The organism is Mucilaginibacter sp. P5_A4 (genome assembly GCF_056400605.1).
The window spans coordinates 1-26469 of record NZ_JBFUKX010000065.1 but is presented as its reverse complement, the minus strand read 5'-3'; the positions used below and the strand labels follow the sequence as shown (position 1 = coordinate 26469).

Sequence of the window (26469 nt, the reverse complement as noted above, 5' to 3'; positions counted from 1 at the left end):
GTGGGCACTGCTTACTCAAACATCCAGTTTGAATTTGACAGCTCAGTTTTACGCACTTCTTCTTACCCTGTATTAGATGCTACTTCTGCCGACTTAAGGGCTGCTGGTAAAGGTGTTGAAGTTGATGGTTTCGCTTCATCTGAAGGTACTGCTGCTCACAACCTGCAATTATCAAAAGATCGTGCTAACTCTGTAAAAACTTACTTGGTTAACTCTGGTGTTGATGCTAAAAAAGTGAAAGTAAAAGGCTTTGGTGAAACCAACCCGATTGCTGATAACTCAACCGAAGAAGGACGTGTATTAAACCGTCGCGTTCAGTTCAAACAAAAATAATTTTAATAAAATATTATTTGCGAAGGCTCCGGATAACCCGGAGCCTTTTTTGCTTTTACACAATTTAGGATTTATGAATTTTTAGCAGGGATGGACGCAATCGCTTTCAAAACTGGTGTACCTATAGTTTTACAATAAAACAATAAGGATTGAGACAAAAAAGATAAAACCTGGGTTGAGATATGTAATCCAAAAGTCGCCGACTAACATCATTAAGTATGAATAGCGGGAGGACTCCTGGGAGAAAAGGAACAATTATAGATAAGCTATTACTATTTACAGACTGTATTATTTAATTCACTATATACCCTGGGCGGGGAATTTCTATTCCTCTGGGATATATTCTAACCTTTTTTGAAAATACAAATCCCAGCTGTACTGCTGCTGGCGATTGGTCATGTGTTGAGTATCTTCATCATAATCAGCGTTAAGCTTCTTATACCTTGCATCAATACGATTAAAGAGCTCCATTGCCTCATGCCTGTAATTACGGCTAAAGCGGCTTTGCCCTATTTGCCGCAGCAATTCCTGCTGCTCCAGGTAGGCTATCAAATAATGCCCCTGCTCATGTTTTAAAACTTCGTCCATCATTTCCCGGGACGTCACCCTGCCCCTATCAAGCCATGACAGGTTATTATTGAGCGCAAGATTTACTATGGCATTTAATATATAACTTCCGTTTCGGTTACTTACCTCGTATTTGAAATTAATAGTGCAATTGGTATAAGCAACTACTCCCCTGGCGTTTGCCCGCGGTGAACCTAAAAAATCATTAACAGTTAACTGGTGATATTGCTGATACTGCTGCCCCTTTGCCTTGTTAATTCCTAAAAACACGGCGATTACGCCAATCAACATCACAAATCCTTTTTTCATTCAAATACAGGTTAAAACTTTCACTTTTTGACATTGTCGGCATGTAAAAGGTTTAAGGCCATCATTTCTTTTAATGTATGTTGCATGGCTTCGGTTGAGCCATCAAGGAATATCACATTTCCTTTTGAGTTTTCAGAGAAGTGTTTGATGGATTCTGTCCACATGGTAAATAAAATTACCGAGGTATCCATATTGGCGCCTGCCATTTCTTTAGCTGCTACGGTCATGCCGCGGGCCACCTCCTCACGGAACAGGGCAATACCCTGGCCCCGCAGTTGTGCAGCCTCACGTTCAGCCTGCGCCGAGATCTTGATGGCATTACCCTCAGCCTCGGCAGCTTTAGTTTTGGTTATCAACAGGGCCTGACCTTCATTTTCGGCAGCGGCTTTCAGGTTGTTTGATGCAACTACCTGGCTCATTGATTTCATGATAACATCATCAAAAGTAATATCATTTAGTTGCAAGTCCTGCAGATGGTAACCCCAGCCTTCGAGTATTACATCTAACTGTTCTTTTACGTGTTCCACAATATCTCGCCTTAATATCAATACCTCACTTTGGCGTTTGGTGGCTACAAAGGCCCGGATAGATCCTTCAACGGTACGAATAAGCGCCTGCATCAGATTACGCTCATCAACAAATTTAAAGGCCACGTTCTTAATGGTTTCTTCCTGCTGATCAAGCACTGAGTACAACAGCATCGCTTTAAAATAAACATTGGCCTGATCATAAGTTACCGCCTGGAACTCCAGTTCGACAGAGCGATTCTGTATTGATATTTTGGAATAGATATTTTCAATAAATGGTAATTTAAAATTAAGCCCGGGTGTAAGTATCCGGCGATACTTACCGAATATTGTAATTACCACTATTGTGCCCTGTTTTACAGACACAAAGGATGATAAAATTATGATCAATAAAATAAATACAATAACAATTGTGATGATTTGACCAGTCATAAGCAGCATTATTAATTAAATAAATATAAGGTAAATTATTGGTGTGCTATTTGTTTTTATATAAAATGCTTAATAAAAACAGCGCAAAACTATCATGAACCTAAAACGTACTTTCGGAGCCATACTTACTGTGCTTGGTATTATCGGCTTAATTTATACGGGCATTGGAGTTATAAATCACAGTGGCCAGGCCACCACATTGGTAGTAGTGGGTATTATATCCATCCTATTTTTCTTCACCGGCATCAGCCTGGTGCGCACTACCAAAGATGAAGTGTAATTAAGCCATTACAGATACCATTTTAAGCACCTGCCCGGCCAGTTCGGCATCACCCAACATTATTACTTTATCCCTGATCTCATCCGGGCGGATGCTTTTTGAAAACAACTTCCAGGATATTTCTGGCGGAATACTAACCGTGGCCGCCAAGTCATTTAAAACCATATCTTTCAATAAAGTCCATTTATCTTCCAATTTTTGCAGGTACCAGTCGCCGCCAATGTTGGTATTAATGGTAATTTTGATCACCGTACCGATTGGGGCGTCAATATTTTTAAAAGTATAGGGTAATGCTCTAAAAAAAGTATCAATGCATGGATAAAATAACTCTTTGGTCATGATACCATCCCGGCAGGTGGCTTCCCTGATTTGTTGCTGATGGTGCCACTTTTCGGTGTATTCGCGCGCAAGGTGCATCCAGTTTAAACTTTCAGATTCACCAGCCCAATCGACAGGAAATATGGCAGGGTCATTAAGATTTAAGGATTGGTGATAAGTGGTGGATAAATGGCCGGTGGCTTTGTGAAGGATAATCAAAACATCCGGACTAATCCTTTTTGATGCTTTTATCCAATCGGCATTTAACATATTGAGCCAGTTTACCAGCTCTGTATATGAATTGATAGCAGGCGGCTGTTCGCCAAAATACTTATCCCTTTGAATGGATAACGCGCGAATATTACCATCTAATAAATGCGATACTACATCCTTTACTTTCCAGGCTTTAGCTACGGTTTGTTTGTTCCAATCATCCGGGCTAAGTGATTCAAGCAGCTCAATAAGCTTATCATCTAATGGCTTAAAAAGATGTTTTACCGCTATGATTTCATTCGTCATTATGGCATATATTATTTGCTTACAATAACAGTAACTTATGAAGAGGTTATCACATCCTCCAGCTTCTCAACCGACAAATCAATACCATCAACATGATGATGAGCCTGCAGGTAAAAGTTTTCGCGCTCCGCCAGTTTGCCGGTGATAAACTCAACCAGTTCAGCACCCCTTTTTCCCTGAAGTACCGGGCGTATAGTTTTACTACCCTCCAGCCTGTCGGCTAATGTTTTGGGCGATAATTTAATGTAGAGGGTATTGCCGTTGGCATTCATCCAACTCATATTATCAAAAAAACAAGGCAGGCCGCCGCCAGTTGATATGATCACATTTTCAGGATATTTAGTTTGTTTCAATATATCCGATTCCATCTTGCGGAAAGCATCCTCTCCAAAACTCGAAAAATATTCGGCTATGCTCATGCCGATATTCTCTTCCAGCACATGATCAAGATCAATAAATTCGTAGCCCAATTTGGCAGCCAGTTTACGACCCCAGGTGGTTTTGCCGCAGCCCATAAACCCGACTAAAAAGTATTTCATAATAATATCAGCTTAATTTTACCCGCGGATCGATCCAAACATAAATAATATCTACCAAAATACTGATCACTACAAAAATAAACGCAATGAAAAGGATGGAGCCCATTACAACGGGAAAATCGGACATTTCAAGAGCATCAACTGTGGCCTTACCCAAGCCATTATAACCAAAAATGTATTCCACAAAAAAAGACCCTGCCAACAGCGATGCAAACCAATTGGCTATAGCGGTAATAACCGGGTTCAGCGCATTTTTTAACGCATGTCTGTAAATAACAGCGCGGTTACTCAAGCCCTTTGCTTTAGCGGTGCGAATATAGTCCTGCCCCAAAACGTCGAGCATAGCATTGCGTGTAAGCTGCACAATAATGGCCAGCGGACGCAAGCCCAAAGTAATCATCGGTAATATTAAATTTTTCAGGCTGATAACTTCGCCTTTGAAAGGATCATAACTATACAAACTTCCCGACATATTAAGGCCGGTATACTTACTCAACTCAAAGCCAAAGATCCACGCTATGATGATTCCTGCAAAAAATGACGGTGCTGATATACCCAAAGTGGAGAATGCAATGGCCAGCTTGTCTATCCAGGTATCTTTATGGACAGCACTCAGCACCCCTAAAAACACACCTATAACAATGGCAAATATCATAGCGGTAGTTGCCAGTATCAATGTATTGGGGATAACCTCTAAAAGCAGCGTAGTAACATCCTTACGCGTTTGGTAAGACCGCCGCAGGTAAGGCCATTTCAAAGCAAGCACTTTGGCCTTACTTACCCCAAACAGTTTTACATAGTGATATCGCTGCTGCTCATCCTTAGTATTCAGGTGGATCCCAACCGGCGAAAGATCATTCAGATAATAAGCAAACTGTATGGGCTTAGATTTATCCAGGCCAAACTCCTTGCGCACAGCTTGTAATGACTGCACATCGGCACGTTGCCCCTGGGTCATCCGGGCGGGATCAACAGGCAGAATATTGAACAAAAAGAAAACCACCAGTACCACACCCAGCATAACTGCCAGTCCGTAAAGTAATTTGCGGATGAGGTAGCTGATCATGATTTATTGCTTTTGAAAATAATTTTTAACCAGGTCGTCATATTTAGGTGCCGAGTGATGGTGCCACTTATTAACAATCACTCCCCCCTTCAACAAGATCACACCTGGATTGGAGCGGATCATGGTTTTAAGTGGCACGCCATCGGCATAAAAAATTTCACTTATGAGTTTGTGTGCCTTGGCAAAAGCCTGGGCACTTTGCGCCGAATTGGAGGTTAACAATATGGTACGGATGTTATAATTTTCTGTCGCGTTTATGGCCAGCGCGTTTAAGCGGTTTATTGCCTCCCCATTGATTTTATCCAAATCATAGGCTACGATAATGATGGTATAAAACGGACTTGCGAGCAATTCCTTAGTAAAGTCGTTCCGCTGTGCATCCTGAATGGAAAGGTCGCGTATCTTAGGCTCGTACCCCTTTTTAACCAGGCGGTTTTCGGGGTCGCCTATCACTTCCCAATTGGCATCCTGCCAAATATTGGTACTCAGGTATTCCTTATCGGTCATCACCTTAGTTTCTTTGGTTTTTTTATTTTTAAGGTGATAGGTAAGTACAAACACATCCTTTGGCGCATTTGGCGGCGTATCCATTTCCGCTGGGATATTAGCGCCGATTTTATAAGGTAAAAAATCAACTATCGGCAAAAAATTGTAAGTATACAACCCAAAACCTACCGAAACAATCGCCGCGCCTATGAGCCATTTATCACCGGCATTGGCACTAAATAAAGGTTTTATTTTAGTCCGGTTTACAAAAAGTACAGCCACCAACACCAGCAAAACCATATCCTTACTAAAGGATTGCCATGGCGTAAGCGGGATAGCATCACCAAAACAGCCACAGGTTTGCACCACCTTAAAAAATGCCGAATAAAAGGTTAAAAAGCCAAAAAAGATGATGAGCAGCAGCAATCCCCAGGCAACCTTTACCGCACGTGCGCCAATAAGCAGGGCAAAACCAAGCAGCATTTCTAATGCGCAAAGCAAAATAGCAATGGTGAGCGCGAAGTTGTTAAGGAACATAATATGGAAGACCTCAAAATATTCTTCCAGCTTGTAGGAGAAGCCCAATGGGTCGTTCGCTTTTATGAGGCCCGAAAATATAAACAGTAAGCCTACTGCTATCCTGCAAAACCAAATAAGGCCATTCTTCATATTACAATCCCAATTTTATGAGGGCAAATACTGCATAGTTCAGCATGTCCTGGTAATTAGCCTTTACACCTTCTGATGCTTCGGTAAGGCCTTTATTATCTTCAATTTGTTTTACACGCAGCAGCTTCATAAGTATCAGATCGGTTAAGGAGCTGATGCGCATATCGCGCCAGGCTTCGCCATAATCATGATTTTTGGCAAACATCAGTTCTTTTGTTTCCAGTACTTTTTCGTCAAATAATCGCTCCACATGTTCAACAGCCAATTCCGTTGGGGTATCGGCTGTGCTATCAAGCTGCATCATGGCTATAACACAATAGTTAACAATGCCTATGTATTCGCCGGTAATATCTTCTCCAACTTTCGAAATCTTTTTTTCTTCGAGTGTGCGGATGCGTTGTGCTTTAATAAAAATCTGGTCGGTAATGGATTGAGGACGAAGGATGCGCCAGGCAGTGCCATAGTCGCGGGTCTTCTTCATAAAAAGTCCCTTACAATTGTTTATTACGGAGTCGTATTCTGCTGATGTGTTCAATTTAGCTGTTGTAATGTTGTATCGATGTAAAGTTGAAATGTTTAATTTACGGAGCAATGCACCAGCTGCAAAGTTAAGTAACTTTACAACATTAAAACATTTCAACCTTTTAACATTACACCAAACAAAGTGGTTAAAGATACATTTTTTCGCAAAAAAGTTACCCTAAATGCCGGAGGCAAACTAATTGATCTATCCACCCCAAAAGTGATGGGCATTATTAACATTACACCCGACTCGTTTTATGCCGGCAGCCGCAAACCAAATGTTGACGAGGCGGTGCAACAGGCAGAAAAAATGCTGGCAGATGGCGCTGTCTTTTTAGACCTTGGTGCATACTCGTCGCGCCCGGGCGCAGATGATATTTCTGCTACCGAAGAAACCGACCGCCTGCTACCTGTTGTTGAGGTAATTGCAAAAACTTTTCCCGATACCGTTTTATCTATAGATACCTTTCGCGCGAAGGTTGCAGAGGCCGCTATTAAAGCGGGAGCGCATATAATTAATGATATATCGGGCGGGATGTTGGATACCGACATGTTTAATACCGTAGCCCGTTTGCAGGTCCCCTTTATTTTAATGCACATGAAAGGAACTCCGCAAAACATGACCCAAATGGCGCAATACGATGATGTTTTTGATGAAGTGCTTGGTTATTTTGTTTCTAAATATCAGCAATTAAAGCAACTGGGGGTTCATGATGTGATCATTGATCCCGGCTTTGGCTTTGCTAAAAAACAGGAGCATAATTATACGCTGATACGCCGTTTACAGGAATTCGATATTTTAGGCCTGCCGCTACTGGCTGGTATATCACGTAAGAAAATGATATATGGCCTGCTTGGCGGTACCGCCGCCGAGGCCCTGAACGGCACTTCGGTTTTAAATACCATTGCCTTAAGCAAAGGAGCCAATATTTTAAGGGTGCACGATATAAAGGAGGCCGTTGAAGCGATAAAGATATGGGAGGCTGTTAATAACTACTGATGCGTTATCACACTTCATTAATCATCTCCCTTCCTCCTATCCATAATAAAAAACACAAAATATTTTCAATTACAGCAAATTCTCATTACGTTTGAATTTTTTGTTGATGTAACTTCTCTAAATTTTTTATCAGAAGTTAATGCTACGAGTCGACAGTACCAAACCATGCCAGATAATTTATGCCATTGCCCGGCATGATTACCTCGGCTATGTTATTGAGCCCCACATCGTTCAGCTTAACCCAAACGGCGAATTTTCATTAACCCACCAGCGCTTATTTTCCAATACAGCTAAGGAATTTATCCATTGTATTGATGAGGTCGACCTGAAGCTTATTAAGATATTGGAAGAGATGGAACAGGGCAACGTGATCAAAAAGTTTTATAAAAAGCCCATTCGTCCGTTCGAGTTCTTCTCAAAAATATTTACCGAGCAACTATTTGACACCATTCGCCCTAAACTGGAGAAACGCATGGCCGAAGCCCTGAACCTGCTATGCAATAAACAGGTGTACCAGATGAGCAAGGAAGGCTACCCTGGCGAGCGAAAGCTGCAGATAGCTACCGAGCCTGCTTCGGTGCTGTTCCATTTCAGGCGTAACGAGGAGGAGATCAGGTATTTCCCTACCATCAAATACCAGGGACTGCGCATTGAGTTCATGTTTAAAAATGCCGAGATCATTTGCAACCACCCAGCCTGGATGTTGCTGGATGATACACTGTATTATTTTGATAAGGAGATAGAAGGTAAAAAACTGGTTCCCTTTCTTAATAAGCGTTTCATTGCCATTCCCAGATCATCTGAACAATCATACTTTGAAAAATTTGTTGCGCCACTGATAGAAAAACATAATGTTTATGCCGAGGGATTTACCATCAACACCGAAAAGTATGATGCCCTGCCGGTGCTAAAACCTATTTATGTGGAGGGCGGCACATCGCAATTACAACTGTACTTTAAATACGCGGGATATATTTTCCCTTATGGCGATGGCAGAACCATATCCGTAAGAATGGAAAAGAATGGGGATGATTACCTATTTCATCGCATTAAACGATCTACCACCTGGGAAAAAGGGAAGATGCTCCAGTTAGAGCAGCTGGGACTTAAAACAGTATCAACCCTATTCCAAAACCTGGAAGTTGATAATAAGCACGATGAAGATGCCGATCATTCCTTCTCGGTATTTGAATGGCTTAATCAGTATCATGATCAATTGATTGAACAAGGGTTTGAAATTGAGCAGCCCGAAGGTCAAAAGCGCTATGTTTTTGGCAACAGCAAGATTGACCTTGAAGTTAAAGAAAATAACGACTGGTTTGACATCCATGCCATTGTATGGTTCGGCCCGTATCGTATCCCGTTTATACAGCTTAAAAATCATATCCTTAACCATAAAAAGGAATTCATACTGCCATCCGGCGAGATAGCGGTGATACCCGAAAAATGGTTTTCGCAATATGGCAACCTTTTGCACTTTACCGAGGGTGGTAATGACCTGAAACTACGCCGCCACCATATAGGCCTGGTAACCGATCTTGCCGAAGGTGAAATGGCCAACGTTGCCATGACCCGCAAGCTGCAAAAACTAAGCAACTTTGAAGAACTGGAAGAGGTAGATATGCCCCTGAACTTTGAAGGCCACCTAAGGCCTTATCAAAAGGCCGGATACAATTGGTTCCACTTTTTAAAGCAATACCATTTTGGCGGCTGCCTTGCCGATGATATGGGTTTGGGTAAAACCATACAAACCCTTGCCCTGCTGCAAAAGCATAAGGAATTTACAGAGGCCGAAGGCAGCAAAAGCACCTCCCTGGTGATCATGCCCACTTCGCTTATTTACAACTGGCTCAACGAGGCAAAAAAGTTTGCCCCACAGTTAAGGCTCATGGTGCATACCGGTACGCTGCGTTACCGGTCTGCAGATGTATTTGCCAATTATGATGTGGTGATTACTACCTATGGCATCAGCCGGATAGACATCGATATGTTTAAGGGCTACTTTTTTGATTATGTGATACTGGATGAAAGCCAGAACATCAAAAACCCATCTTCAAAATCGTTCCAGGCGGTTAAACAACTTAAATCGCGCTTTAAACTGATATTGAGTGGTACCCCGGTAGAAAACTCGGTGAATGACCTGTGGACACAAATGTCGTTCATTAATCCCGGGTTGCTGGGGAATCAACAGTTTTTCCAGAACGAGTTTGTTTCGCCTATAGAAAAGAAAAAGGATGAAGATAAAGCCCGCAAACTGCAGGCTCTGATAAAACCTTTTGTTTTACGCCGTACCAAAGAGCAGGTAGCCACCGAGTTGCCGCCAAAAACCGAGAACCTTTTTTATTGCCAGATGAGCGAAGAACAGGCATCGGTTTATGAAAAAGTGAAATCAGAGTATCGCAATGAATTATTGAAAAGCCTGGAGGATGGTACATTTGCCAAAACCCAGATACAGGTTTTACAGGGTTTGATTAAACTGAGACAGATAGCCAATCACCCTATCATGATTGATAAGGATTACGAGGGTGATAGCGGCAAGTTTGAAGATGTGGTGCATACCCTGGCCAACGTGCTGGATGGCGGACATAAGGTGCTCATATTTTCTCAATTTGTAAAACAGCTTGCCATTTACCGCGAACATTTTGATATGGAAGGCGTACCCTACGTTTATTTGGATGGCAGTACCCAAAACCGCGGCGATGTAGTAAAACAGTTCCAGGAAGATGTAAAAACGAGAGTATTCCTGATCTCGATAAAAGCCGGCGGTGTAGGTCTTAACCTTACCGAGGCTGATTACGTTTTCATCCTCGACCCATGGTGGAACCCGGCAGTGGAACAACAGGCTATTGACCGTACACATCGCATAGGCCAAACCAAAAACGTTTTCATCTATAAATTTATCACCAAAGATTCTGTTGAGGAAAAGATATTGGCATTGCAACAACGCAAGCTAAGCCTCAGCCGTGCACTTATTACAACCGAGGAGAGCTTTATCAAGTCGCTTTCTGTGGATGATATTAAGGAGATATTGGGGTAAAAAATACTTAATGTCATTGCGAGGTACGAAGCAATCGCATACTATACAGAGTGGACCCCCACAGTTCGCAATTGCCGCGCTGCGCTCGCAATAACATCATAATTGATTGCTATCTACTTCAATTTCCCCAACGCTTCCTTAATCCTTGGTATCATTTGCTGAATATCTTCCAGGGTGATTGCCCCTACAGATGCACGGAACCAGTTAACCGAATGATCGGTACCGAATGCTGAAAAAGGCACTAAAGCTACTTTGGCTTCTTTGATAAGGTAGAAATTTATATCTGCAGAATCGTTCAAAATCGTTCCGTCCGGCGTGGTTTTGCCTGTATAATCTATTTTGAGCGTAAGGTAAATGGCCCCCATCGGGATAATAGAGTCAACACTAAAACCTTCGGCTTTAAGTGCCTGGAAGCCTTCGTGCAGTGTATTCAGGCTGGCCTGGATCTTTCCTTTTAAATCATCTAAATAAGTATCAACAGCAGCTGCGTCCTTTATAAAATGAGCCATGGCGACCTGCTCGGCCTTTGGCGACCACGCACCCATGTGGCCAACTATGGCTTTCATGTTATCAATAATGTTTGCCGGGCCAAAACCCCAGCCCACACGTACACCAGTGGAGGCAAAACATTTGGATGCACCGTCAATAAATACGGTATAGTCTCTAAGTTCCGGGCGAAGGGTAACCGGATCATAGTGTTTAAAATCGCCAAAAGTTAATTGCGAATAGATCTGATCGTACAGCAAATACAATGGTTTTTCGCCGGCTGCCCGGGTTTTGTTTTCGGCAATCACGAGGTCGCAAATTTCTTCCAGGTCCTTTTTATTGAACATGGTGCCGGTTGGGTTCAGTGGAGAACAAAGGGCCAGTAAGGTTGCGCCTTTTAAATGCGGACGAATTTCATCCGCCGTAGGCATAAAATTATTTTCGGGCCTGGTTTCAATAATTATTGCTTCGGCACAGGTAAGATCGCTGTAATGGTTATTGTTCCATGATGGCGCCGGAAAAACCACTTTATCGCCCGGATCAACTAATGCCAGAAAGGTTGAATAAATAAGCGGGCGTGAGCCACCCGAAATCAATATTTCGTTAGCCTTATAGTTCAGCCCCATCCTGCTGCTTAAAAATACCGAAACGCTTTCGCGCAGGTTTAACATCCCATCGGCAGGTGGGTAGTTAGTTTGGTTATGGTTATAGGCATCTACAATGCCGGCCTTTAAATCGGCAGGTATAGGATAAATGTTGGAATCAAAATCACCAATGGTTAAATTAGCGATATTCTGGCCTTGTCGTTTTAATTCGTTTATCTCGCCGGCAATCTTGATGATCTCGGACCCGTGTAAATTTTGAGCTAATAAAGAAACACTCATGTTGTGAATTTTATGAGCGGCAAATATAGGGGGAAAAGCTGAAAGCCAAAGGCTCAAAGCAGAAAGCTTTCTAAACAAAAAAGCGATGGAATCATGATCTCCATCGCCTTATATAGTTTGTATTTTGCTTTCTGCTTTTAGCTTTCTGCCTTCAGCTACTTACAAATATGCTTTCCTTAACCTGATTATATGCATCCAGTGCATCATTTTCATAACGGGATAAACCGGATCGATCTCGAACCATTTTGCGCCGAAATTTGCACGGTTGGGTCGTTTGTGGTGATTGTTCTGGAACAATTCGCCAAGCATTAAAAAATCAAATGGTGTTGTATTTTTTGATTTATCGCCGTTATCAAAGTTGGCATAACCATATTTATGACCGCACCAGTTAACAATAGCGCCATGAATAGGCCCCATTAAAAAATGGATAGGGATTAACAGGTACATCCACCATTGGGTAGCAAAAACAACGTAAAAAGCAATGTATAATATACCAAAAGCAATGCGCGATACCATTGATGAACCAATATAATCGATRGTGCGCCATTCCGGAATATTCCCTTTAAAACGCGCTTCGGGCTCTATCAGCTTTCTCTCGTGCATGCGATAACTTTTAGCAGTGTAAACCATCATCTGGAAAACATCTTTAAAAAAATGCGGAGAATGTGGATCTTTTTCGGTGTCACTATAAGCGTGATGCTCGCGGTGCATAATAGCATAGGCACGCGGATTTAAAAATGATGAGCCCTGGCAAATAAAAGTTAGCAGGTAAAATGTTCCCTCAAAAAACTTATTGGTAGTGAACATTTTGTGAGATGCATACCTGTGTAAAAAGAACGTTTGGAAAAATAGCGACAGGAACCAGTGCGCTATGAAGAATATTATTATTACCACTGAATTAGAATAATTAGAAAAATGAATTGTTATTTATAATCTTTCCAAAGATACGATTAAAACCGATAAAAAGTTTTTGTGCAATATGTTTGACGTGAATTTTACATGAAGAAAGGCCAAATCTATTTAAATAGCAGCCTTTTTTCTATGAAATAATTTTTTGTAATGATTGCTGTAATTCAAACTGGCGGGCAAGTAATCTGTAGGATTGCAGCCTGTCGTCAAAATTCTCGGTGATAGTTACCGCCATAATTTCATCAATACCATAATCATTTGCCAGCCAGGTTAATTTCAATTTTATTTCGGATGGTGTACCGGTAATTACCCGGTAGCGGTTATAGCGGATACGCTCCTGGTCATGTGCAGAATATACTTCGTCCTTTACGTCATCGTAACTTAAAGGCAAAATTGGGCCGCCTTTTTCAAACTGCAGGAAACGGTGATCCATTACGGCCTGGTGTTGTTTAATCTTTTCCTCATCTTCGGAGCAAAAAACAAATATGGCTACATTTACTACCGGCAGCGCAAGGTCATCAGATGGTTGAAAACGCTCCCTGTATAATTTAACATTCTGCGGTCCGCCATTAGGGTTGATGAAATGAGCAAAGGAAAAGCCCATACCAAAATGCGCTGCAAATAAACCGCTTTGCCCACTGGAGCTTAACAGCCATTGAGCAGGCACAGTTTTAACCTGCGGTATAGCTCTTATTTTAGCCTGTATGGTACCCGGCTCATAAGTATCATGGAAATAGTTATTTAAATCGGCCAGCTGCTCCACAAAATCCTGTTCCTTAAACTGGTTAGATGGATTTAATACCGATGCTGTAATACGATCGGTTCCTGGCGCGCGCCCCATCCCCAGATCAATACGGCCCGGAAACAAGGCTTCCAGCATCCTGAAGTTTTCGGCAACCTTTAAAGTACTGTGGTTGGGCATCATGATACCGCCCGAGCCAATCCGCATCTTTTGGGTTTGCCCTGCCAGGTGGGCTATCAATACTTCGGGAGTTGAGCCGGCTAAACTCCCGGTGTTATGGTGTTCGGATACCCAATAACGGGTATATCCTAATTCATCGGCAAGTTTTGCCAGTTGTATAGTCTCTTTTACAGCGAGCTCGGCGGTGGCGCCTTTTCTAACCGGCGACTGATCAAGCACACTTAAGCGAATTTTCTTTGTATCCATATTTTATATCAACACAAAAATAAGCATAGGGTTGCCTGCAATGATTATGGCTTTGGTTTTATGGCTTTGGAATTACTTTTAAAAAACCTGTTAAATATTTAACCCCAACAAAGAAACCTTAATTAAATATGTGCTTTGTTCTATTTAAAATCGAAACGATTTGCAAAGCCGCTAAAAACCGCCATCTGCACGTATGAAATTTGCATTTTAAAATAGTTATCAATAAAAGGTGATTTTTATTGATCGCAAATACCAAATAAGCAATTATTCAGTTAAAATAGGATGCTTTATATCCGCAAAATCTATCGATCAGATTAAGAATATTGAAAATTAAAACGTTCTTAGCCCCAAATTTATCACCCTGCGCATGAAACAATTATTAAAATACAACTTTTAGGGGTATAACCTTTTAATTTATTGTTCCGTATAAAGCATATCGATTTTAAACGAATTATGACAATTAACACAAAATCCGTTAGTGTATTATTGGTTGATGATGATGAGATCAATAACTTCATCTCCATTAAATTAATAAAAAAGGCTTTATTAAATACCGAGATTATGGCCTGCCTGAACGGTAAATTTGCTATTGAACAACTATCAGAGATCCAGAGCAAAGACCCAGGTAAATTACCCGATTATATATTACTTGATATTAACATGCCTATCATGAACGGATGGGAGTTTTTGGACGAATACAAACGTTTAAACCTCGATCCACTGGGCAAAAGCAAGATCTTTATCATATCATCATCTGTATTTAGTAACGACATCAATAAAGCACGCTCATACCCATTGGTTAAAGATTTTATCAGTAAACCGCTCAACGTAGAAAAGATCAAGGAACTTTTTGAGGTTCAATCCCAGGATTAAGCAGGCGTAACTTTAAAATGTTCGCCGCCATCATCACTGCTTACATTGCCGACGGCAAATGATTTGGCATGATAAAACAGGCATGTCCATCCTTCTTCCGATGCTAATTTCCCATAGCCTTCACGCAGCTGCATTGCTTTGCGCCCGTCCATATCATATTTTGCTATAAACTTCCTTATCAGTTGCTCGGGTTCCGGTAGTTCATCGCCACCAAAAAGCACCTTAGTACCCTCTATATCTATCCAAAAAACCTGGTGAAAGGGGCAATGTCCGCCGGATAGTTCATATCTTATTCCGGGTGCCAAATCGCCGCTACCTTCTACCAAAGTAATGTTAGCATCTTGCAAAGCTTCAAAGATCTCTTTATGATAGGACGAGGACTTCCCGGTTATCCCAAACTCCCATTCCCCTTTTTGTATCACATGCCTGGCTTGCGGAAAGCTGGGTTCCAGTTTGCCATTGCGCTCGACTACCAAACCGCCAGAATGATCATAATGCAGGTGCGACATCAGTACCAAAGTAACATCATCAGGGTCGAAACCCGCGTTGCGGATGTTTTGATGCAGAATGAGCTCATCGCGGGTATCTTTAAAGCCAAGTCCGGTATCTAATACGATGAGATCATGGCCGGTTTTTATCAGGAAAGGGTTTACATGGATGAACAATGAACCCGGTCGGTCCCTGAAATTATCAGTCTCGGGGTTAAAGGGGATAAATTTTTTAGTTGAATCAACTGAATATGAGCCCTCTCCTAACGCGAAAATTTCCATAGCAACGATGTGTCAGATTTTGAATGTAACTTTGTCTGTTTAAAAAGTCAATAAGTATATTTACTGTTTTAAAAGGCACAAAGATATGAATAAACGTTGGGCGGTAAGGGATAATGCTGATGAAGTATTGGTAAGCAAATTAGCCGCCGAACTTAACATTGATACCGTTTTAAGTACCTTACTGGTTAACAGGGGAATAAGCAATTATGAGGAAGCCCGTTACTTTTTCAGGCCCGATCAGCGCCACCTGCATGATCCATTCCTGATGAAGGATATGGAGAAAGCCATTGAACGCATTGAAGCTGCAATTGCCGCCGGCGAAAAGATATTAGTATACGGCGATTATGATGTTGACGGCACTACAGCAGTAGCTACTGTTTATGGTTTTTTTAGCAAGCGGTACACAAACCTGGAATATTATATTCCTGACCGGTATAAAGAGGGTTATGGCATATCAACCGAGGGAATAGATTATGCAGCCAAAAATGGCTTTACCCTCATCATTGCGCTGGATTGCGGAATTAAATCAGTGGATAAAATTGCTTATGCCCATACTTTAGGTGTTGATTTTATTATTTGCGATCACCATCTTCCTGGTGCCGAGCTGCCGGCCGCTACCGCTGTACTTGATCCCAAACGTTCTGATTGCGAATACCCGTACAAAGAACTATCCGGCTGCGGAATTGGGTTTAAACTGATACAGGCTTATGCCGAAAAAAACGACATCGCTTTTGAAGAGGTAACCATTTATCTCGACCTGGTTTGTATCAGCATATCCTGCGATATTGTACACATCACCGGCGAAAACCGGGTGCTGGCGTATTTCGGCCTGCAAAAAATAAATACCGGTCCCTGCATAGGGGTAAAAACATTAATAGAAGTAGCCGGCAGAAGCACAGGTAACTTAACCATATCTGATGTGGTGTTCCTGATAGGTCCGCGCATTAACGCCGCCGGGCGTATTGATGACGCCAAGCATGCGGTTGAACTGTTGATAGCCTGCGACGAAAATGTGGCGAAAGCAAAAGGCCTTATGATCAACACCCGCAATACCGAGCGGAAGGGGCACGACCTAACCATCACCGATGAAGCCCTGGGTATAATAGATAATGATGAGATCCTGATAGGCAAAAAATCAACCGTGGTATTTAATAAGGACTGGCATAAGGGCGTTATTGGCATTGTGGCATCACGCCTAACCGAAAAATATTATCGTCCAACCATTGTGCTTACACAATCAAACGGCCACGTAGCGGGTTCGGCACGTTCTGTTCTGGGGTATGATCTTTATGAGGCTCTTTGCGGGTGCAAAGATCTGCTGATCCAGTTTGGGGGCCATAAGTATGCAGCAGGCCTAACCATGCATCCGGAAAATGTGGAAGCGTTTAAAGAGAGGTTTGAACAAGTGGTAAGCGCCACCATATTGCCCGAACAATTAATTCAGCAGATACAAATTGACGCCGAATTACGTTTAAGCCAGATAGAACCGAAATTTTTCAGGATATTGAACCAATTTGCACCTTTCGGGCCCGAGAATATGGCGCCTGTTTTCATAAGTAAAAATGTGTATGTTAGCGGTAATGCGGGCCTGGTAGGTTCGGCGCATATAAAAATGGCCATAATGCAGGAAGGCTCGGCAGCGTTTGACTGCATTGCCTTTAACCACGGTGAATACCTGTCCCAGTTAAAAAACGGCGTTCCGTTTGATATTTGCTACAGCATTGAAGAAAACGTTTGGCGCGAGAGACGGACGATACAGTTGAACATAAAAGGCATAAAGATAGAAGCGTAAGCTACACACAACCGTCATTGCGAGGTACGAAGCAATCCCCGATCTGCTTGTCCGCCCAGTACAGTAAGGGATTGCTTCGTACCTCGCAATGACGGGTCGGAAAAATAAGAGAATGATACTAAGAGCAGAAAATTTAGTAAAGAAATACAAACAGCGAACCGTTGTTAACGACGTATCCTTCGAAGTGGCGCAGGGTGAGATAGTTGGTTTGCTGGGGCCGAACGGCGCGGGAAAAACCACCTCATTTTATATGATTGTGGGTTTAATAAAGCCCAATGAAGGTGATATTTTCCTGGATAATAAAAATATTACCGGCGATCCCATGTATCGCCGTGCGCAAAAGGGTATTGGTTACCTGGCGCAGGAGGCTTCCGTTTTCCGTAAGCTTTCTGTAGAGGATAATATAAAAGCGGTACTGGAAATGGGTACCATGCCTAAAGACAGGCAACGCGATAAACTGGAGGAGCTGATAGATGAGTTCAGCCTGCATAAAGTTCGTAAAAACCGCGGCGACCTGCTATCCGGAGGTGAACGCCGCCGTACCGAAATTGCCCGCGCCCTTGCTGCCGAGCCTAACTTTATTCTGCTGGATGAACCCTTTGCGGGGGTTGACCCTATTGCGGTAGAAGAGATCCAGGCAATGGTTGCAAAACTGAGGCACCGCAATATTGGTATCCTCATTACCGATCACAACGTACAGGAAACCCTATCAATTACAGACCGCGCTTACCTCCTTTTTGAAGGTAAGATCCTGGAATCGGGTGTGCCCGAGATATTGGCCGAGAACGAAATGGTGCGTAAGGTATACCTGGGTGCAAACTTTGTTTTAAAAAGAAAAGTATTTCCTCAATAAGCTTATATGACAATTTTCAACTCCGTATTTACATGGTTTATGAAGAAGCGTATCCACCAGATAGAGCTTTTTATGAAATACCCTAATGAAGTACAGGAGGAATGGTTTGAGCAGCTGATATCGATGGCCGAAAGCACGGAATGGGGCCGCAGGTATCATTATAAAAGTATTGATAACCTTACCCAGTTTAAAGAACGGGTGCCTATCCAAACCTACGATACGCTTAAGCCCTACATCGAGCGGATGCTCAAAGGCGAAAAAAACGTACTCTGGCCGTCAGAGATCCGATGGTTTGCCAAATCATCGGGTACCACCAGCGACAGGAGCAAGTTTATCCCCGTAAGTGAGGAGGCGCTGGAAGAATGCCACTTTAAAGGCGGCAAAGACCTGCTTACCATCTATTTTAATAATCAGCCAAATGCCCGCATGTTTACGGGTAAAATCCTCACCCTGGGTGGCAGTCACCAGGTGAGCCCGCTAAGTGCCGATACTTCTTTTGGCGACCTCTCGGCTGTGATCATGAAAAACCTGCCCCTTTGGGCCGAATTTCACCGCACACCCGAACTGGATATAGCCTTACTGGAAAATTTTGAAGAGAAGATTGAAAAGATGGCCATTGCCACTAAAGATGTGAATGTAACCAGCATCAGCGGCGTGCCTACCTGGAACCTGGTATTGTTTAAACGCGTACTCGAGATCACCGGTAAAAAGAACCTGCTGGAGGTTTGGCCCAACCTGGAAATGTATTTTCATGGCGCAGTTAATTTTACGCCCTATCGCGAGCAGTTTAAAAACCTGATCCCCAGCGATGATATGTATTACCTGGAAAACTACAACGCATCCGAAGGTTTCTTCGGCATCCAGGATACCAAAGAGCCCGGCGATATGTTGCTGATGCTTGACTATGGTATCTTTTACGAGTTTTTACCGTTGGAGAACCTGCATGATGAAAACCCTCAAACGCTTACGCTTGATGAAGTGGAATTGGATAAAAATTACGCGCTCATCATCAGCACCAATGCGGGCCTCTGGAGGTACATGATTGGCGATACCATTAAATTTTCGTCGCTGGCACCTTTCCGGATCCGGGTTACCGGCAGAACCAAACATTATATTAATGCGTTTGGCGAAGAAGTTATTATTGACAATGCCGAGCAGGCACTGGAAGAAGCGTGCCGCCAAACCGGCGCAATCATTCGCGAGTACACTGCTGCCCCGGTATACTTTAACGGCAACGACTGCGGCGCCCACGAATGGATTATTGAGTTTGAAAAGAAACCTGCCGAGTTTGAACGCTTTGTTGACCTGCTGGATGAAACCTTGCGCCGCATCAATTCCGATTATGATGCCAAGCGTTTTAAAGACCTGGCCCTGCGCCGGCCGATAGTACGCCTTGCCCCCGAAGGCACCTTTTTTAACTGGATGAAGGAAAAAGGCAAACTGGGCGGCCAGAACAAAGTACCGCGTTTAGCAAACGACCGCGAATATGTAGATGCTATTTTGAAGGTGATGGAGCTGGTAGGCTTGTAAAGCCCGCGAGATTAGGATCAAAAGATAAAGCCAGCCGGGACCTTACCATAAGTTTACACCTCCTATAACTTCAAAGTTAGCTGATCACCCGGACCGGCTTCTTTTTCCTGTTTATGTTTAGGTACAATATCACCAAAGTTGGATAATGAGATGCCCAATAGCCTGATGCGGCTGTCCTCGGGATTGGTGGCTGCTATGAGTTGTTTAGCCGTTTGGCTGATGGTTTCCAGGTCGTTAAAAGCAGTGGCGAACGATTGGTTGCGGGTGATCTGCCTGAAATCGCTGTACTTTACTTTGAGGGTAAGGGTCCGGCCTTTCAGCTCATATTGAACCAGGCGTTTGTGAACCGTTTGGGCTATTTTATCCAGCTCAATTTCCATTTCGGACAGGGTAGTAAGATCATATGCAAAGGTGTCCTCGGCACCTAATGATTTGGTTTCGCGATGGGGCTGCACTTCGCGGTTATCTATGCCACGCACTATCTGGTAGTAAAACCGGCCGGGCTTGCCAAAGTGCCTGGTCATTTCCTCCTCGCTGAGTTTCTTGAGATCGGCGCCGGTGTGCAGGCCCATTTGCTTCATTTTTTGGGCTGTTACCTTCCCTACGCCAAAAAACTTTTCAACCGGCAAAGCCTCCATAAAGGCCTCAATATTTGATGGACCGATAAACTTCAAACCATCAGGCTTGTTGATATCCGATGCTATTTTGGCTACAAATTTATTGATAGATACCCCTGCGGATGCCGTGAGGTTCAACTCGTCTTTAATGGCTTGCTTTATCTGCCTGGCAATGTCAATGGCCGAGCCTATGTTGAGTTTATCGTTGGTTACATCAAGGTAAGCCTCATCTAAAGAAAGCGGTTCTATGAGGTCGGTATACCGGCTGAAGATCTCCCTGATGTGCTGCGATACTTCCTTGTAAGCCGCAAAGCGCGGCCTTACAAACAAGGCGTCGGGGCACAGCTGCAAGGCCCTTTTTGATGACATAGCAGAGCGAATGCCAAACTTACGTGCCTCGTAACTGGCTGTTGCAACAACACCACCACGGCCCTGCGGCAGGCCACCAACCACCAAAGGTTTGCCCCGGTATTCCGGGAAGTCCCGCTGCTCAACAGACGCGTAGAATGCATCCATATCAATATGGATAATTTTACGGATGAGCTGTATGGGTTGGTTCGGCATCGGTAATGCAAATATAAGCACCGCGGCTTCCAAAAAGGAATCCGGAATTTCTAATCGACCGACCTTTACTACAGTATTAGTGATTAAGCTTTTTTGCACCCCGCTTATAGATCCCCTTTATTCCCGTTTTGGCAGGTTCTGCCTCCTGCCTGGCATCTGCCCGAACGTGGATCTTATCGTCCTTTCCTTTTGTATCGCCCGTGCTTCTATACGCCAGGGGAATCCATTCCAGGTTAAGTTTATACCCGCTATTCATAGTCATGCTATTTATTCGTATCTATCCGAATATCCGCATTTAATCCCAAAAATCAAGATCTTTCGCTTCGGCTAAATGAAGTAATATGCCAGGATATCCCCAAAACCGTTCCACCGGAACGCCTGGTACACCCGGAACGGCATGGAACGCCTTAGCATTGATTATCAACACTTTATATTTTGTCAAAACACGACATGGAACACTATATATACTGACTATCAACAACTTATCGTTTTTACAAATTGACACTTTTATACCTAAAACCTAATAAAATGAAAACTTAATCAAGGCATATTGCCGCCACCGCCAGGCCGGGCTTTATGCGTACTGCGCCGGCCTTACGGATGGTAAAAGCACCACTAACAGACCAAAAACCATTGCCTACATCGTGCCATTTTACACAGTCGTAAAATAAAATGAATGGTAAATATTCAGGTTAAGCAATTAAATAAATCCTTAAAGTCAAGCTATATCGAGTTATATTAATTTAAATCAAGATATATTAACATCATACCACCTGCTAAAAAATGCATCAAAAAAACTTAGTGTAATAATTACACTAAGATGAATAATTTAACCCAAAGAAACCACACCTTTGCAGTAGAAAACAGGACACCAGTAGATAACCCCACAGGGCGACAATATCGGGTTAAAATTGGCCCCGTTTTTTGGTTGTATTCATAGATAAGCAATACAATTAATTAACTCACAATTAAAAAATAAAACAATGAAAACCAAAATTTTATCCGTAATCACAATGTTTATTGTTGTGTTAGGATTAACAAAATCAACCTATGCCAACTCATTAACAATTGATGCCTTCACCGTATTAAATGATATCAGCACCATCAATAAAATAGAAGTTCACGGCAATGTGGAGCTATACATCTCTGATGCAACTCAAGACCAGGTAAAAGTTTACAATAAATACTACGCCGAACGCGCCTTGGTTCAAACCAAAAATGGCGTACTAAGCATTGCCTCATACACCAACGAAAAACTGGTAGTTTGGGTAAGCGCTGCCAACTTGCGTTCCGTTTCGGTATTTGATAACTCCTCCGTAAAATCATTCGGTAAACTATCAAAAATTGAATTTAACATCGATTTGCACAACAATGCCGTAGCCAGCTTAAACTTAGATGCTTTTAGTACCACCGTAACCGTAAAAGATCATGCAATAGCCGAATTAAAAGGTGCTACCGAAGAATTAAACCTTAACAGGGCAATCCAGTCGAACGTTATAAGCAACAACTTTGCTGTAAGTCACTTAGTTGAAAACAAAGCCATTTTTACTGCCGGTATGGGCAGCAACGCAATTGGCATGTAAGTACCAGACTTTTGCAAAAGTCCATCATATATTACAGGAGCTATCTGCTAAGCAGGTGGCTTTTTTGTTTTGGGGAGTTTTTTGTTTCAGTCCCCTCTTCCCGCCGCCATTGCGAGTGGTAAAATTTCGCGACTCTGAAGGGAGAAATGACAATCGGCGAAAGACTTACGAAGTTTTAAAAACTTCGTAAGTCTGGGATTCTACAACTTGTCATGGGTAGGAACGAAGGATCTATTCGTAGACTGTATAGGGCGAAGAAGTATGGCGGAGAGTAGATCCTTCACTCCGTTCAGGATGACAAAAAGTTTTTTTTGAAAACACGTTATGGGTAGGAACGAAGCAATGAAGTTGGCTGCCCGAAAAGGACACCTAATCAAAGACAAAATTAGGACTGAAGTATTGCTTTACAAAAACCGTATCCTTGAAAGATGGATCCGACGCGCCTTGTAATATCACTTTACCTTCAAGCAGCCATCGTGCCTGGTCTGCCCGTTTTTCCGGCGTAGTGTTTACCCCTTTTACATAACCGTCTGCCAGTTTAAAAAGAACCAGGTTACAAGCCGGGCACGACTGGTTGAAAATTACCCGGCCAGCCAACAGGTCTGCCTTGGTCAGTTTAAAGCTATTTCCCTGCATCGGAGCCTTTATGTAGATAGACGTTGAGAAACCGGAAGATTGTTCTTTAAACCAGAATAAACGATAGGGGCCTGGCTTAAAACTGTTGTCGGCATTTAAGTCCGCTTGTTCCGTAAACAGGTATTCGCAGCCGGCACCGGATCCGCAGGAGGTTAAATTTTTATCATCAATTTTTAGCTCGTTTCGCACATCGTTTTTTTTAGTGCAGGATAAAAACAGCGTCATCCCGGTGAGCAGGCCGAATAACAGCAGATGGTATTTATTTTTCATTGTTGTGTGATATTTATACTTGTTACGACGGCATAAACAGATGTGATACAGGGTCCTATGTTATCTTTTTGTTAACAAATGCAATGCAAGCGTAATTCATAAAAGGCGGCCGTTGGCACTTACCCAACACTGATAGCTGGCGCGATAATCACCGCTCATTGTTGCCTGGTTTTTACCCCTGGTGCACATGCCGCTTACCTTTGTCCGCTATGACACATAAACATGTTATATTTTGATAAAATTTTATGCTATTGTACTTATCTTTCATAAATGTTAACCACTAAAGATGCATCAATAGCAAGTTTGATAAAATATTTTAGTAACTACTTTCCGCTTAATAGTAAGGAATGTGATGAATTGATGTCGCGTTTCACCGAACGTAAGGTTAAACGTCGTCAATTCATTTTGCAGCAGGGCGATGTGTGCAGTCACTTTACATTTGTTGTTTCGGGCTGCCTGAAAATGTATGCTGTAGACAAAAACGGTAAAGAACATAATATTGAGTTTTCGGCAGAAAATGACTGGATTATTGATTTGAGTAGCTTCTATTCTGAAAAACCAAGTCAGCTATACATAGAAGCTATCGAACCAACTATTGTGTTGCAGATTAAGCATGATGATCTTTTAAATTTGTATATCAACTATCACAAATTCGACCGCAATTTTCGGATCATTATAGAAAAAAAATACATTGAGTTACAAAACAGGGTACTTCAAAACATAAGCTCGACAGCGGAAGAACGATACGAATTTTTCCTAAAACAGTATCCCAACCTCAGTAACCGCCTGCCCAATACGCAGATCGCCTCTTACCTGGGCATTACTCCTGAATTTCTAAGCACAATCCGCAAAAGCCTTGCCCATAAAGGCTAACCCTTAAACTATCTTAAGGGTATTTCTTAAAGTTGTTTATTGGTTGGCCAGGCCCCGAATGGTCACCTTTGTCCTGATTTAACAGATAGTTCAATTAAAACATATAACCAACATGGTAACCGAAAATAATAAAGCCATTATGCACCGTTTTGTGGAGTTCATCAATACCGCCAATGAAGCATTGGCAGATGAACTGATTTCCCCGGATGCCATATTTTACGTGCCGGGACGACCTGACCCTATGCGCGGCCCCGCAGGCTACTTAGAGATTATACATATGATGCGCTCGGGCTTCCCGGATATCCAATGGACACTGGACGACATGATAGCCGAAAACGACCAGGTGGCGGCTCGTTATACAATGCGCGGAACACATCAGGGCACTTTTTTTGGTGTACCCCCCTCCGGGAAATCAATTGAAGTAGGGGCTATCAATTTTTACCGTTTTTCGGGCAGCCAGATAATTGAAGAATTTGGTCAGCCAGATCTTCTTGATTTACTGCAGCAAATTGGCGCAGTACCGGCGAACTGATTGAAAGAGGCTGATTTATTGAGACCATATTTTAAACAACACCCAGGTAGTAGCATATGAAAGCAGCAGTATTATTAAGTGCGGGCGGTCCCGGAAATTTTGTTATCCGGGAAAGGCCATTGCCCAATCCGGGAGATGGCGAGGTATTGGTTAAGATAAAAGCGTTCGGGCTGAACAGGTCAGAACTGATGACCCGCAAGGGCCTGTCACCGGGAGTGATCTTTCCGAGGGTACTTGGTATTGAATGCGTGGGCGAAGTTGAAACTGACCCCGGCGGAGAATTGAAAACAGGGCAAAAGGTAGCCGCCTTTATGGGAGGCATGGGACGGGATTTTGACGGCAGCTATGCAGAGTATGCGGTACTGCCCAGGGCTATTCTTTATCCTTTTGAGAGTCGGTTATCGTGGGAACAGCTTGGGGCTATACCCGAAATGTTTCAAACGGTGTATGGTTCGCTCCATCTTGCGCTGAAGATCCAAAAAGATGAAACCCTGCTCATCAGGGGCGGCACTTCTTCTATCGGAATGCTGGCCACACAGCTTGCTAAAATAAGTGGACTCAGGGTTATTGCTACTACCAGGAATCATCAAAAGGAACAACTCCTGTTGCAGAATGGCGCCGATCACGTTCTGATCGACGATGGAAGTTTAGCTGTTAAGCTAAAACAGCACTTTCCCGCAGGTGTAAATAAAGTGCTGGAACTGGTTGGTACTTCCACATTGAAAGATTCGCTTGCGTGCGCTGAACCGGGAGGCACCGTTTGCATGACCGGTATGTTATCCGAACAGTGGTCTATTACCGATTTCGCGCCGATGGAATACATTCCCGCTACCGTCAATCTCACCGTTTATGATAGCGGTCAAATTAGGGTCGGCAGACAACATTTTCAACAATTTATCCGGGATATTGAAACCGGGCTCATAAAACTGAACATCGGCCGTACGTTTACACTTGATGAAATTGTGGCAGCACACATGCTTATGGAAAGTAATACCGCAGGTGGAAAAATAGTTGTACTGCCGTGATGAATTAAATTGAGGTACAAAAAAATGTATCAGAGGAGTCGATAACCAGCTCCGGAGAGTTCGAGTCTCTCTTCGGGCACGCTGGTGTTTTCACAATTGCCATTAACCCTATTTTCTTAGCACGTTATATGTGCGGCTACGCACTATACTGTTTTCCATACAACTTTAAATTTTAACACATCACTACTTGTCGCTTTTGATAGAAAACCACCCCTCTGTTTCTCAGAGGCTGTCTAAAAATAAAAAAACAGACCGTCATTGCGAGATTCTGTGTTGATATGCAAGTAATCCTTATGATTTATTTTATATTTGATTTTTAAGGCGGCTTTTATGTTAGCCTGTTTAGGGCAGCCCTTAGGGGTTGCTCTAATTATTTATACACGCTTCTTGTAATTCTTGTTTCTCCTGTTGTTGATTTTGTAAGTATTCCGCCTGGTATGGTTTCTTAGTTTTGTATATTGTATAGGCCATTTCCAGTAACTTTCTTTGCACCGCTACAG

27 protein-coding genes are annotated in these 26469 nt (G+C 42.8%); 12 read left to right on the top strand and 15 right to left on the bottom strand.

What is annotated here, in order from left to right; all coding sequences use genetic code 11:
* Nucleotides 1–333, top strand: a 333-nt coding sequence (locus AC1DQW_RS25275) for an OmpA family protein (RefSeq protein WP_477456586.1), incomplete at its 5' end; no start/stop codon positions are given.
* A 324-nt stretch (nt 334–657) separates the two neighbouring features.
* Here the strand turns inward: AC1DQW_RS25275 and AC1DQW_RS25270 are convergent.
* On the bottom strand, nt 658–1209 hold the full coding sequence (locus AC1DQW_RS25270; protein ID WP_477456585.1) for a DUF922 domain-containing protein: 552 nt from the start codon (nt 1207–1209) through the stop codon (nt 658–660).
* A 20-nt stretch (nt 1210–1229) separates the two neighbouring features.
* The gene (locus tag AC1DQW_RS25265) at nt 1230–2168 is read right to left on the bottom strand and encodes an SPFH domain-containing protein (protein ID WP_477456584.1); all 939 of its coding nucleotides are present in this window, start codon (nt 2166–2168) and stop codon (nt 1230–1232) included.
* A 94-nt stretch (nt 2169–2262) separates the two neighbouring features.
* Between AC1DQW_RS25265 and AC1DQW_RS25260 the strand changes: the two genes are divergently transcribed.
* A complete protein-coding gene (locus AC1DQW_RS25260) occupies nt 2263–2448 on the top strand; it encodes a hypothetical protein (protein WP_477401190.1) in 186 nt (61 codons plus the stop codon).
* Here the strand turns inward: AC1DQW_RS25260 and AC1DQW_RS25255 are convergent, their stop codons facing one another.
* Genes AC1DQW_RS25255 through AC1DQW_RS25235 form a run of 5 tightly spaced genes read right to left on the bottom strand, consistent with a single transcriptional unit; the run spans nt 2449 to nt 6526 of the window.
* On the bottom strand, nt 2449–3285 hold the full coding sequence (locus AC1DQW_RS25255; RefSeq protein WP_477456583.1) for a maleylpyruvate isomerase N-terminal domain-containing protein: 837 nt from the start codon (nt 3283–3285) through the stop codon (nt 2449–2451).
* Nucleotides 3286–3320: 35 nt separating this feature from the next.
* Complete coding sequence (locus AC1DQW_RS25250) at nt 3321–3824, bottom strand: shikimate kinase (protein WP_477456582.1); 504 nt, start codon at nt 3822–3824, stop codon at nt 3321–3323.
* A 7-nt stretch (nt 3825–3831) separates the two neighbouring features.
* Nucleotides 3832–4890, bottom strand: a complete 1059-nt coding sequence (locus AC1DQW_RS25245; protein ID WP_477456581.1) for an ABC transporter permease — start codon at nt 4888–4890, stop codon at nt 3832–3834.
* 3 nt (nt 4891–4893) lie between these two features.
* The gene (locus tag AC1DQW_RS25240; RefSeq protein WP_477456580.1) at nt 4894–6045 is read right to left on the bottom strand and encodes a BT_3928 family protein; all 1152 of its coding nucleotides are present in this window, start codon (nt 6043–6045) and stop codon (nt 4894–4896) included.
* Between the two features lies 1 nt (nt 6046).
* Nucleotides 6047–6526: a DUF1599 domain-containing protein gene (locus AC1DQW_RS25235; protein ID WP_477401185.1), complete on the bottom strand. Its 480-nt coding sequence runs from the start codon at nt 6524–6526 to the stop codon at nt 6047–6049.
* A 183-nt stretch (nt 6527–6709) separates the two neighbouring features.
* On the opposite strand from AC1DQW_RS25235, the gene folP reads away from it, so the two are divergent.
* Together folP and AC1DQW_RS25225 are read left to right on the top strand one after the other, a co-directional pair.
* A complete protein-coding gene (gene folP / locus AC1DQW_RS25230) occupies nt 6710–7567 on the top strand; it encodes a dihydropteroate synthase (protein ID WP_477456579.1) in 858 nt (285 codons plus the stop codon).
* A gap of 139 nt (nt 7568–7706) precedes the next feature.
* Entirely contained in the window at nt 7707–10604 is a 2898-nt protein-coding gene (locus AC1DQW_RS25225) for a DEAD/DEAH box helicase (protein ID WP_477456578.1), read from the top strand.
* A gap of 113 nt (nt 10605–10717) precedes the next feature.
* Here the strand turns inward: AC1DQW_RS25225 and AC1DQW_RS25220 are convergent, their stop codons facing one another.
* The 3 genes from AC1DQW_RS25220 to AC1DQW_RS25210 form a co-directional block, all read right to left on the bottom strand.
* On the bottom strand, nt 10718–11974 hold the full coding sequence (locus AC1DQW_RS25220) for a pyridoxal phosphate-dependent aminotransferase (RefSeq protein ID WP_477456577.1): 1257 nt from the start codon (nt 11972–11974) through the stop codon (nt 10718–10720).
* Nucleotides 11975–12133: 159 nt separating this feature from the next.
* Nucleotides 12134–12868 (bottom strand): acyl-CoA desaturase, encoded by a 735-nt coding sequence (locus AC1DQW_RS25215; protein ID WP_477401180.1) that lies wholly within the window; start codon nt 12866–12868, stop codon nt 12134–12136.
* Nucleotides 12869–13013: 145 nt separating this feature from the next.
* Entirely contained in the window at nt 13014–14051 is a 1038-nt protein-coding gene (locus AC1DQW_RS25210; RefSeq protein WP_477456576.1) for an LLM class flavin-dependent oxidoreductase, read from the bottom strand.
* A gap of 453 nt (nt 14052–14504) precedes the next feature.
* Here AC1DQW_RS25210 and AC1DQW_RS25205 point away from each other — a divergent pair, with 453 nt between their 5' ends.
* Nucleotides 14505–14924: a response regulator gene (locus AC1DQW_RS25205; protein ID WP_477401177.1), complete on the top strand. Its 420-nt coding sequence runs from the start codon at nt 14505–14507 to the stop codon at nt 14922–14924.
* Here AC1DQW_RS25205 and AC1DQW_RS25200 read toward each other — a convergent pair.
* Nucleotides 14921–15694, bottom strand: coding sequence for an MBL fold metallo-hydrolase (locus AC1DQW_RS25200; protein ID WP_477456575.1), 774 nt, complete (start codon nt 15692–15694; stop codon nt 14921–14923). The two genes, AC1DQW_RS25205 and AC1DQW_RS25200, sit on opposite strands and share 4 nt — an antisense overlap.
* A gap of 85 nt (nt 15695–15779) precedes the next feature.
* Here AC1DQW_RS25200 and recJ point away from each other — a divergent pair, with 85 nt between their 5' ends.
* From recJ to AC1DQW_RS25185, 3 genes are all read left to right on the top strand, one after another.
* Nucleotides 15780–17486: a single-stranded-DNA-specific exonuclease RecJ gene (gene recJ, locus AC1DQW_RS25195; RefSeq protein ID WP_477456574.1), complete on the top strand. Its 1707-nt coding sequence runs from the start codon at nt 15780–15782 to the stop codon at nt 17484–17486.
* A gap of 112 nt (nt 17487–17598) precedes the next feature.
* Nucleotides 17599–18339 (top strand): LPS export ABC transporter ATP-binding protein, encoded by a 741-nt coding sequence (gene lptB / locus AC1DQW_RS25190; protein ID WP_477401172.1) that lies wholly within the window; start codon nt 17599–17601, stop codon nt 18337–18339.
* A 6-nt stretch (nt 18340–18345) separates the two neighbouring features.
* Nucleotides 18346–19869 (top strand): GH3 auxin-responsive promoter family protein, encoded by a 1524-nt coding sequence (locus AC1DQW_RS25185; protein WP_477456573.1) that lies wholly within the window; start codon nt 18346–18348, stop codon nt 19867–19869.
* A 62-nt stretch (nt 19870–19931) separates the two neighbouring features.
* Here the strand turns inward: AC1DQW_RS25185 and dinB are convergent, their stop codons facing one another.
* The 3 genes from dinB to AC1DQW_RS25170 all read right to left on the bottom strand — a co-directional run bounded on the left by dinB (nt 19932) and on the right by AC1DQW_RS25170 (nt 21477).
* Nucleotides 19932–21050, bottom strand: a complete 1119-nt coding sequence (gene dinB / locus AC1DQW_RS25180) for a DNA polymerase IV (RefSeq protein WP_477456572.1) — start codon at nt 21048–21050, stop codon at nt 19932–19934.
* 76 nt (nt 21051–21126) lie between these two features.
* A complete protein-coding gene (locus tag AC1DQW_RS25175) occupies nt 21127–21312 on the bottom strand; it encodes a hypothetical protein (protein ID WP_477456571.1) in 186 nt (61 codons plus the stop codon).
* Nucleotides 21313–21345: 33 nt separating this feature from the next.
* Entirely contained in the window at nt 21346–21477 is a 132-nt protein-coding gene (locus AC1DQW_RS25170) for a hypothetical protein (RefSeq protein ID WP_477456570.1), read from the bottom strand.
* Between the two features lie 556 nt (nt 21478–22033).
* Between AC1DQW_RS25170 and AC1DQW_RS25165 the strand changes: the two genes are divergently transcribed.
* Entirely contained in the window at nt 22034–22633 is a 600-nt protein-coding gene (locus AC1DQW_RS25165) for a GIN domain-containing protein (protein ID WP_477456569.1), read from the top strand.
* Nucleotides 22634–23002: 369 nt separating this feature from the next.
* Here AC1DQW_RS25165 and AC1DQW_RS25160 read toward each other — a convergent pair whose 3' ends face one another.
* Nucleotides 23003–23539 carry a hypothetical protein gene (locus tag AC1DQW_RS25160; protein WP_477456568.1) on the bottom strand — a complete coding sequence of 179 codons (537 nt, stop codon included), beginning with the start codon at nt 23537–23539 and terminating at the stop codon, nt 23003–23005.
* Nucleotides 23540–23809: 270 nt separating this feature from the next.
* Here AC1DQW_RS25160 and AC1DQW_RS25155 point away from each other — a divergent pair, with 270 nt between their 5' ends.
* The 3 genes from AC1DQW_RS25155 (at nt 23810) to AC1DQW_RS25145 (ending at nt 25969) form a co-directional block, all read left to right on the top strand.
* Nucleotides 23810–24412, top strand: a complete 603-nt coding sequence (locus tag AC1DQW_RS25155) for a Crp/Fnr family transcriptional regulator (RefSeq protein ID WP_477456567.1) — start codon at nt 23810–23812, stop codon at nt 24410–24412.
* 112 nt (nt 24413–24524) lie between these two features.
* A complete protein-coding gene (locus tag AC1DQW_RS25150; RefSeq protein WP_477456566.1) occupies nt 24525–24944 on the top strand; it encodes an ester cyclase in 420 nt (139 codons plus the stop codon).
* A gap of 56 nt (nt 24945–25000) precedes the next feature.
* A complete protein-coding gene (locus AC1DQW_RS25145) occupies nt 25001–25969 on the top strand; it encodes a zinc-binding alcohol dehydrogenase family protein (protein ID WP_477456565.1) in 969 nt (322 codons plus the stop codon).
* The last annotated feature ends 500 nt before the right edge of the window (nt 25970–26469 follow it).

Coding starts and splice junctions, on each gene's coding strand:
- AC1DQW_RS25200 (WP_477456575.1), bottom strand. CDS start 15,694: ATGGAAATTTTCGCGTTAGGAGAGGGCTCATATTCAGTTGATTCAACT.
- AC1DQW_RS25250 (WP_477456582.1), bottom strand. CDS start 3,824: ATGAAATACTTTTTAGTCGGGTTTATGGGCTGCGGCAAAACCACCTGG.
- AC1DQW_RS25175 (WP_477456571.1), bottom strand. CDS start 21,312: ATGACTATGAATAGCGGGTATAAACTTAACCTGGAATGGATTCCCCTG.
- AC1DQW_RS25220 (WP_477456577.1), bottom strand. CDS start 11,974: ATGAGTGTTTCTTTATTAGCTCAAAATTTACACGGGTCCGAGATCATC.
- AC1DQW_RS25260 (WP_477401190.1), top strand. CDS start 2,263: ATGAACCTAAAACGTACTTTCGGAGCCATACTTACTGTGCTTGGTATT.
- AC1DQW_RS25225 (WP_477456578.1), top strand. CDS start 7,707: ATGCTACGAGTCGACAGTACCAAACCATGCCAGATAATTTATGCCATT.
- recJ (WP_477456574.1), top strand. CDS start 15,780: ATGAATAAACGTTGGGCGGTAAGGGATAATGCTGATGAAGTATTGGTA.
- dinB (WP_477456572.1), bottom strand. CDS start 21,050: ATGCCGAACCAACCCATACAGCTCATCCGTAAAATTATCCATATTGAT.
- AC1DQW_RS25155 (WP_477456567.1), top strand. CDS start 23,810: ATGTTAACCACTAAAGATGCATCAATAGCAAGTTTGATAAAATATTTT.
- AC1DQW_RS25210 (WP_477456576.1), bottom strand. CDS start 14,051: ATGGATACAAAGAAAATTCGCTTAAGTGTGCTTGATCAGTCGCCGGTT.
- lptB (WP_477401172.1), top strand. CDS start 17,599: ATGATACTAAGAGCAGAAAATTTAGTAAAGAAATACAAACAGCGAACC.
- AC1DQW_RS25255 (WP_477456583.1), bottom strand. CDS start 3,285: ATGACGAATGAAATCATAGCGGTAAAACATCTTTTTAAGCCATTAGAT.
- AC1DQW_RS25165 (WP_477456569.1), top strand. CDS start 22,034: ATGAAAACCAAAATTTTATCCGTAATCACAATGTTTATTGTTGTGTTA.
- AC1DQW_RS25160 (WP_477456568.1), bottom strand. CDS start 23,539: ATGAAAAATAAATACCATCTGCTGTTATTCGGCCTGCTCACCGGGATG.
- AC1DQW_RS25270 (WP_477456585.1), bottom strand. CDS start 1,209: ATGAAAAAAGGATTTGTGATGTTGATTGGCGTAATCGCCGTGTTTTTA.
- AC1DQW_RS25185 (WP_477456573.1), top strand. CDS start 18,346: ATGACAATTTTCAACTCCGTATTTACATGGTTTATGAAGAAGCGTATC.
- AC1DQW_RS25150 (WP_477456566.1), top strand. CDS start 24,525: ATGGTAACCGAAAATAATAAAGCCATTATGCACCGTTTTGTGGAGTTC.
- AC1DQW_RS25240 (WP_477456580.1), bottom strand. CDS start 6,045: ATGAAGAATGGCCTTATTTGGTTTTGCAGGATAGCAGTAGGCTTACTG.
- AC1DQW_RS25205 (WP_477401177.1), top strand. CDS start 14,505: ATGACAATTAACACAAAATCCGTTAGTGTATTATTGGTTGATGATGAT.
- AC1DQW_RS25265 (WP_477456584.1), bottom strand. CDS start 2,168: ATGACTGGTCAAATCATCACAATTGTTATTGTATTTATTTTATTGATC.
- AC1DQW_RS25245 (WP_477456581.1), bottom strand. CDS start 4,890: ATGATCAGCTACCTCATCCGCAAATTACTTTACGGACTGGCAGTTATG.
- AC1DQW_RS25235 (WP_477401185.1), bottom strand. CDS start 6,526: ATGAAGAAGACCCGCGACTATGGCACTGCCTGGCGCATCCTTCGTCCT.
- AC1DQW_RS25145 (WP_477456565.1), top strand. CDS start 25,001: ATGAAAGCAGCAGTATTATTAAGTGCGGGCGGTCCCGGAAATTTTGTT.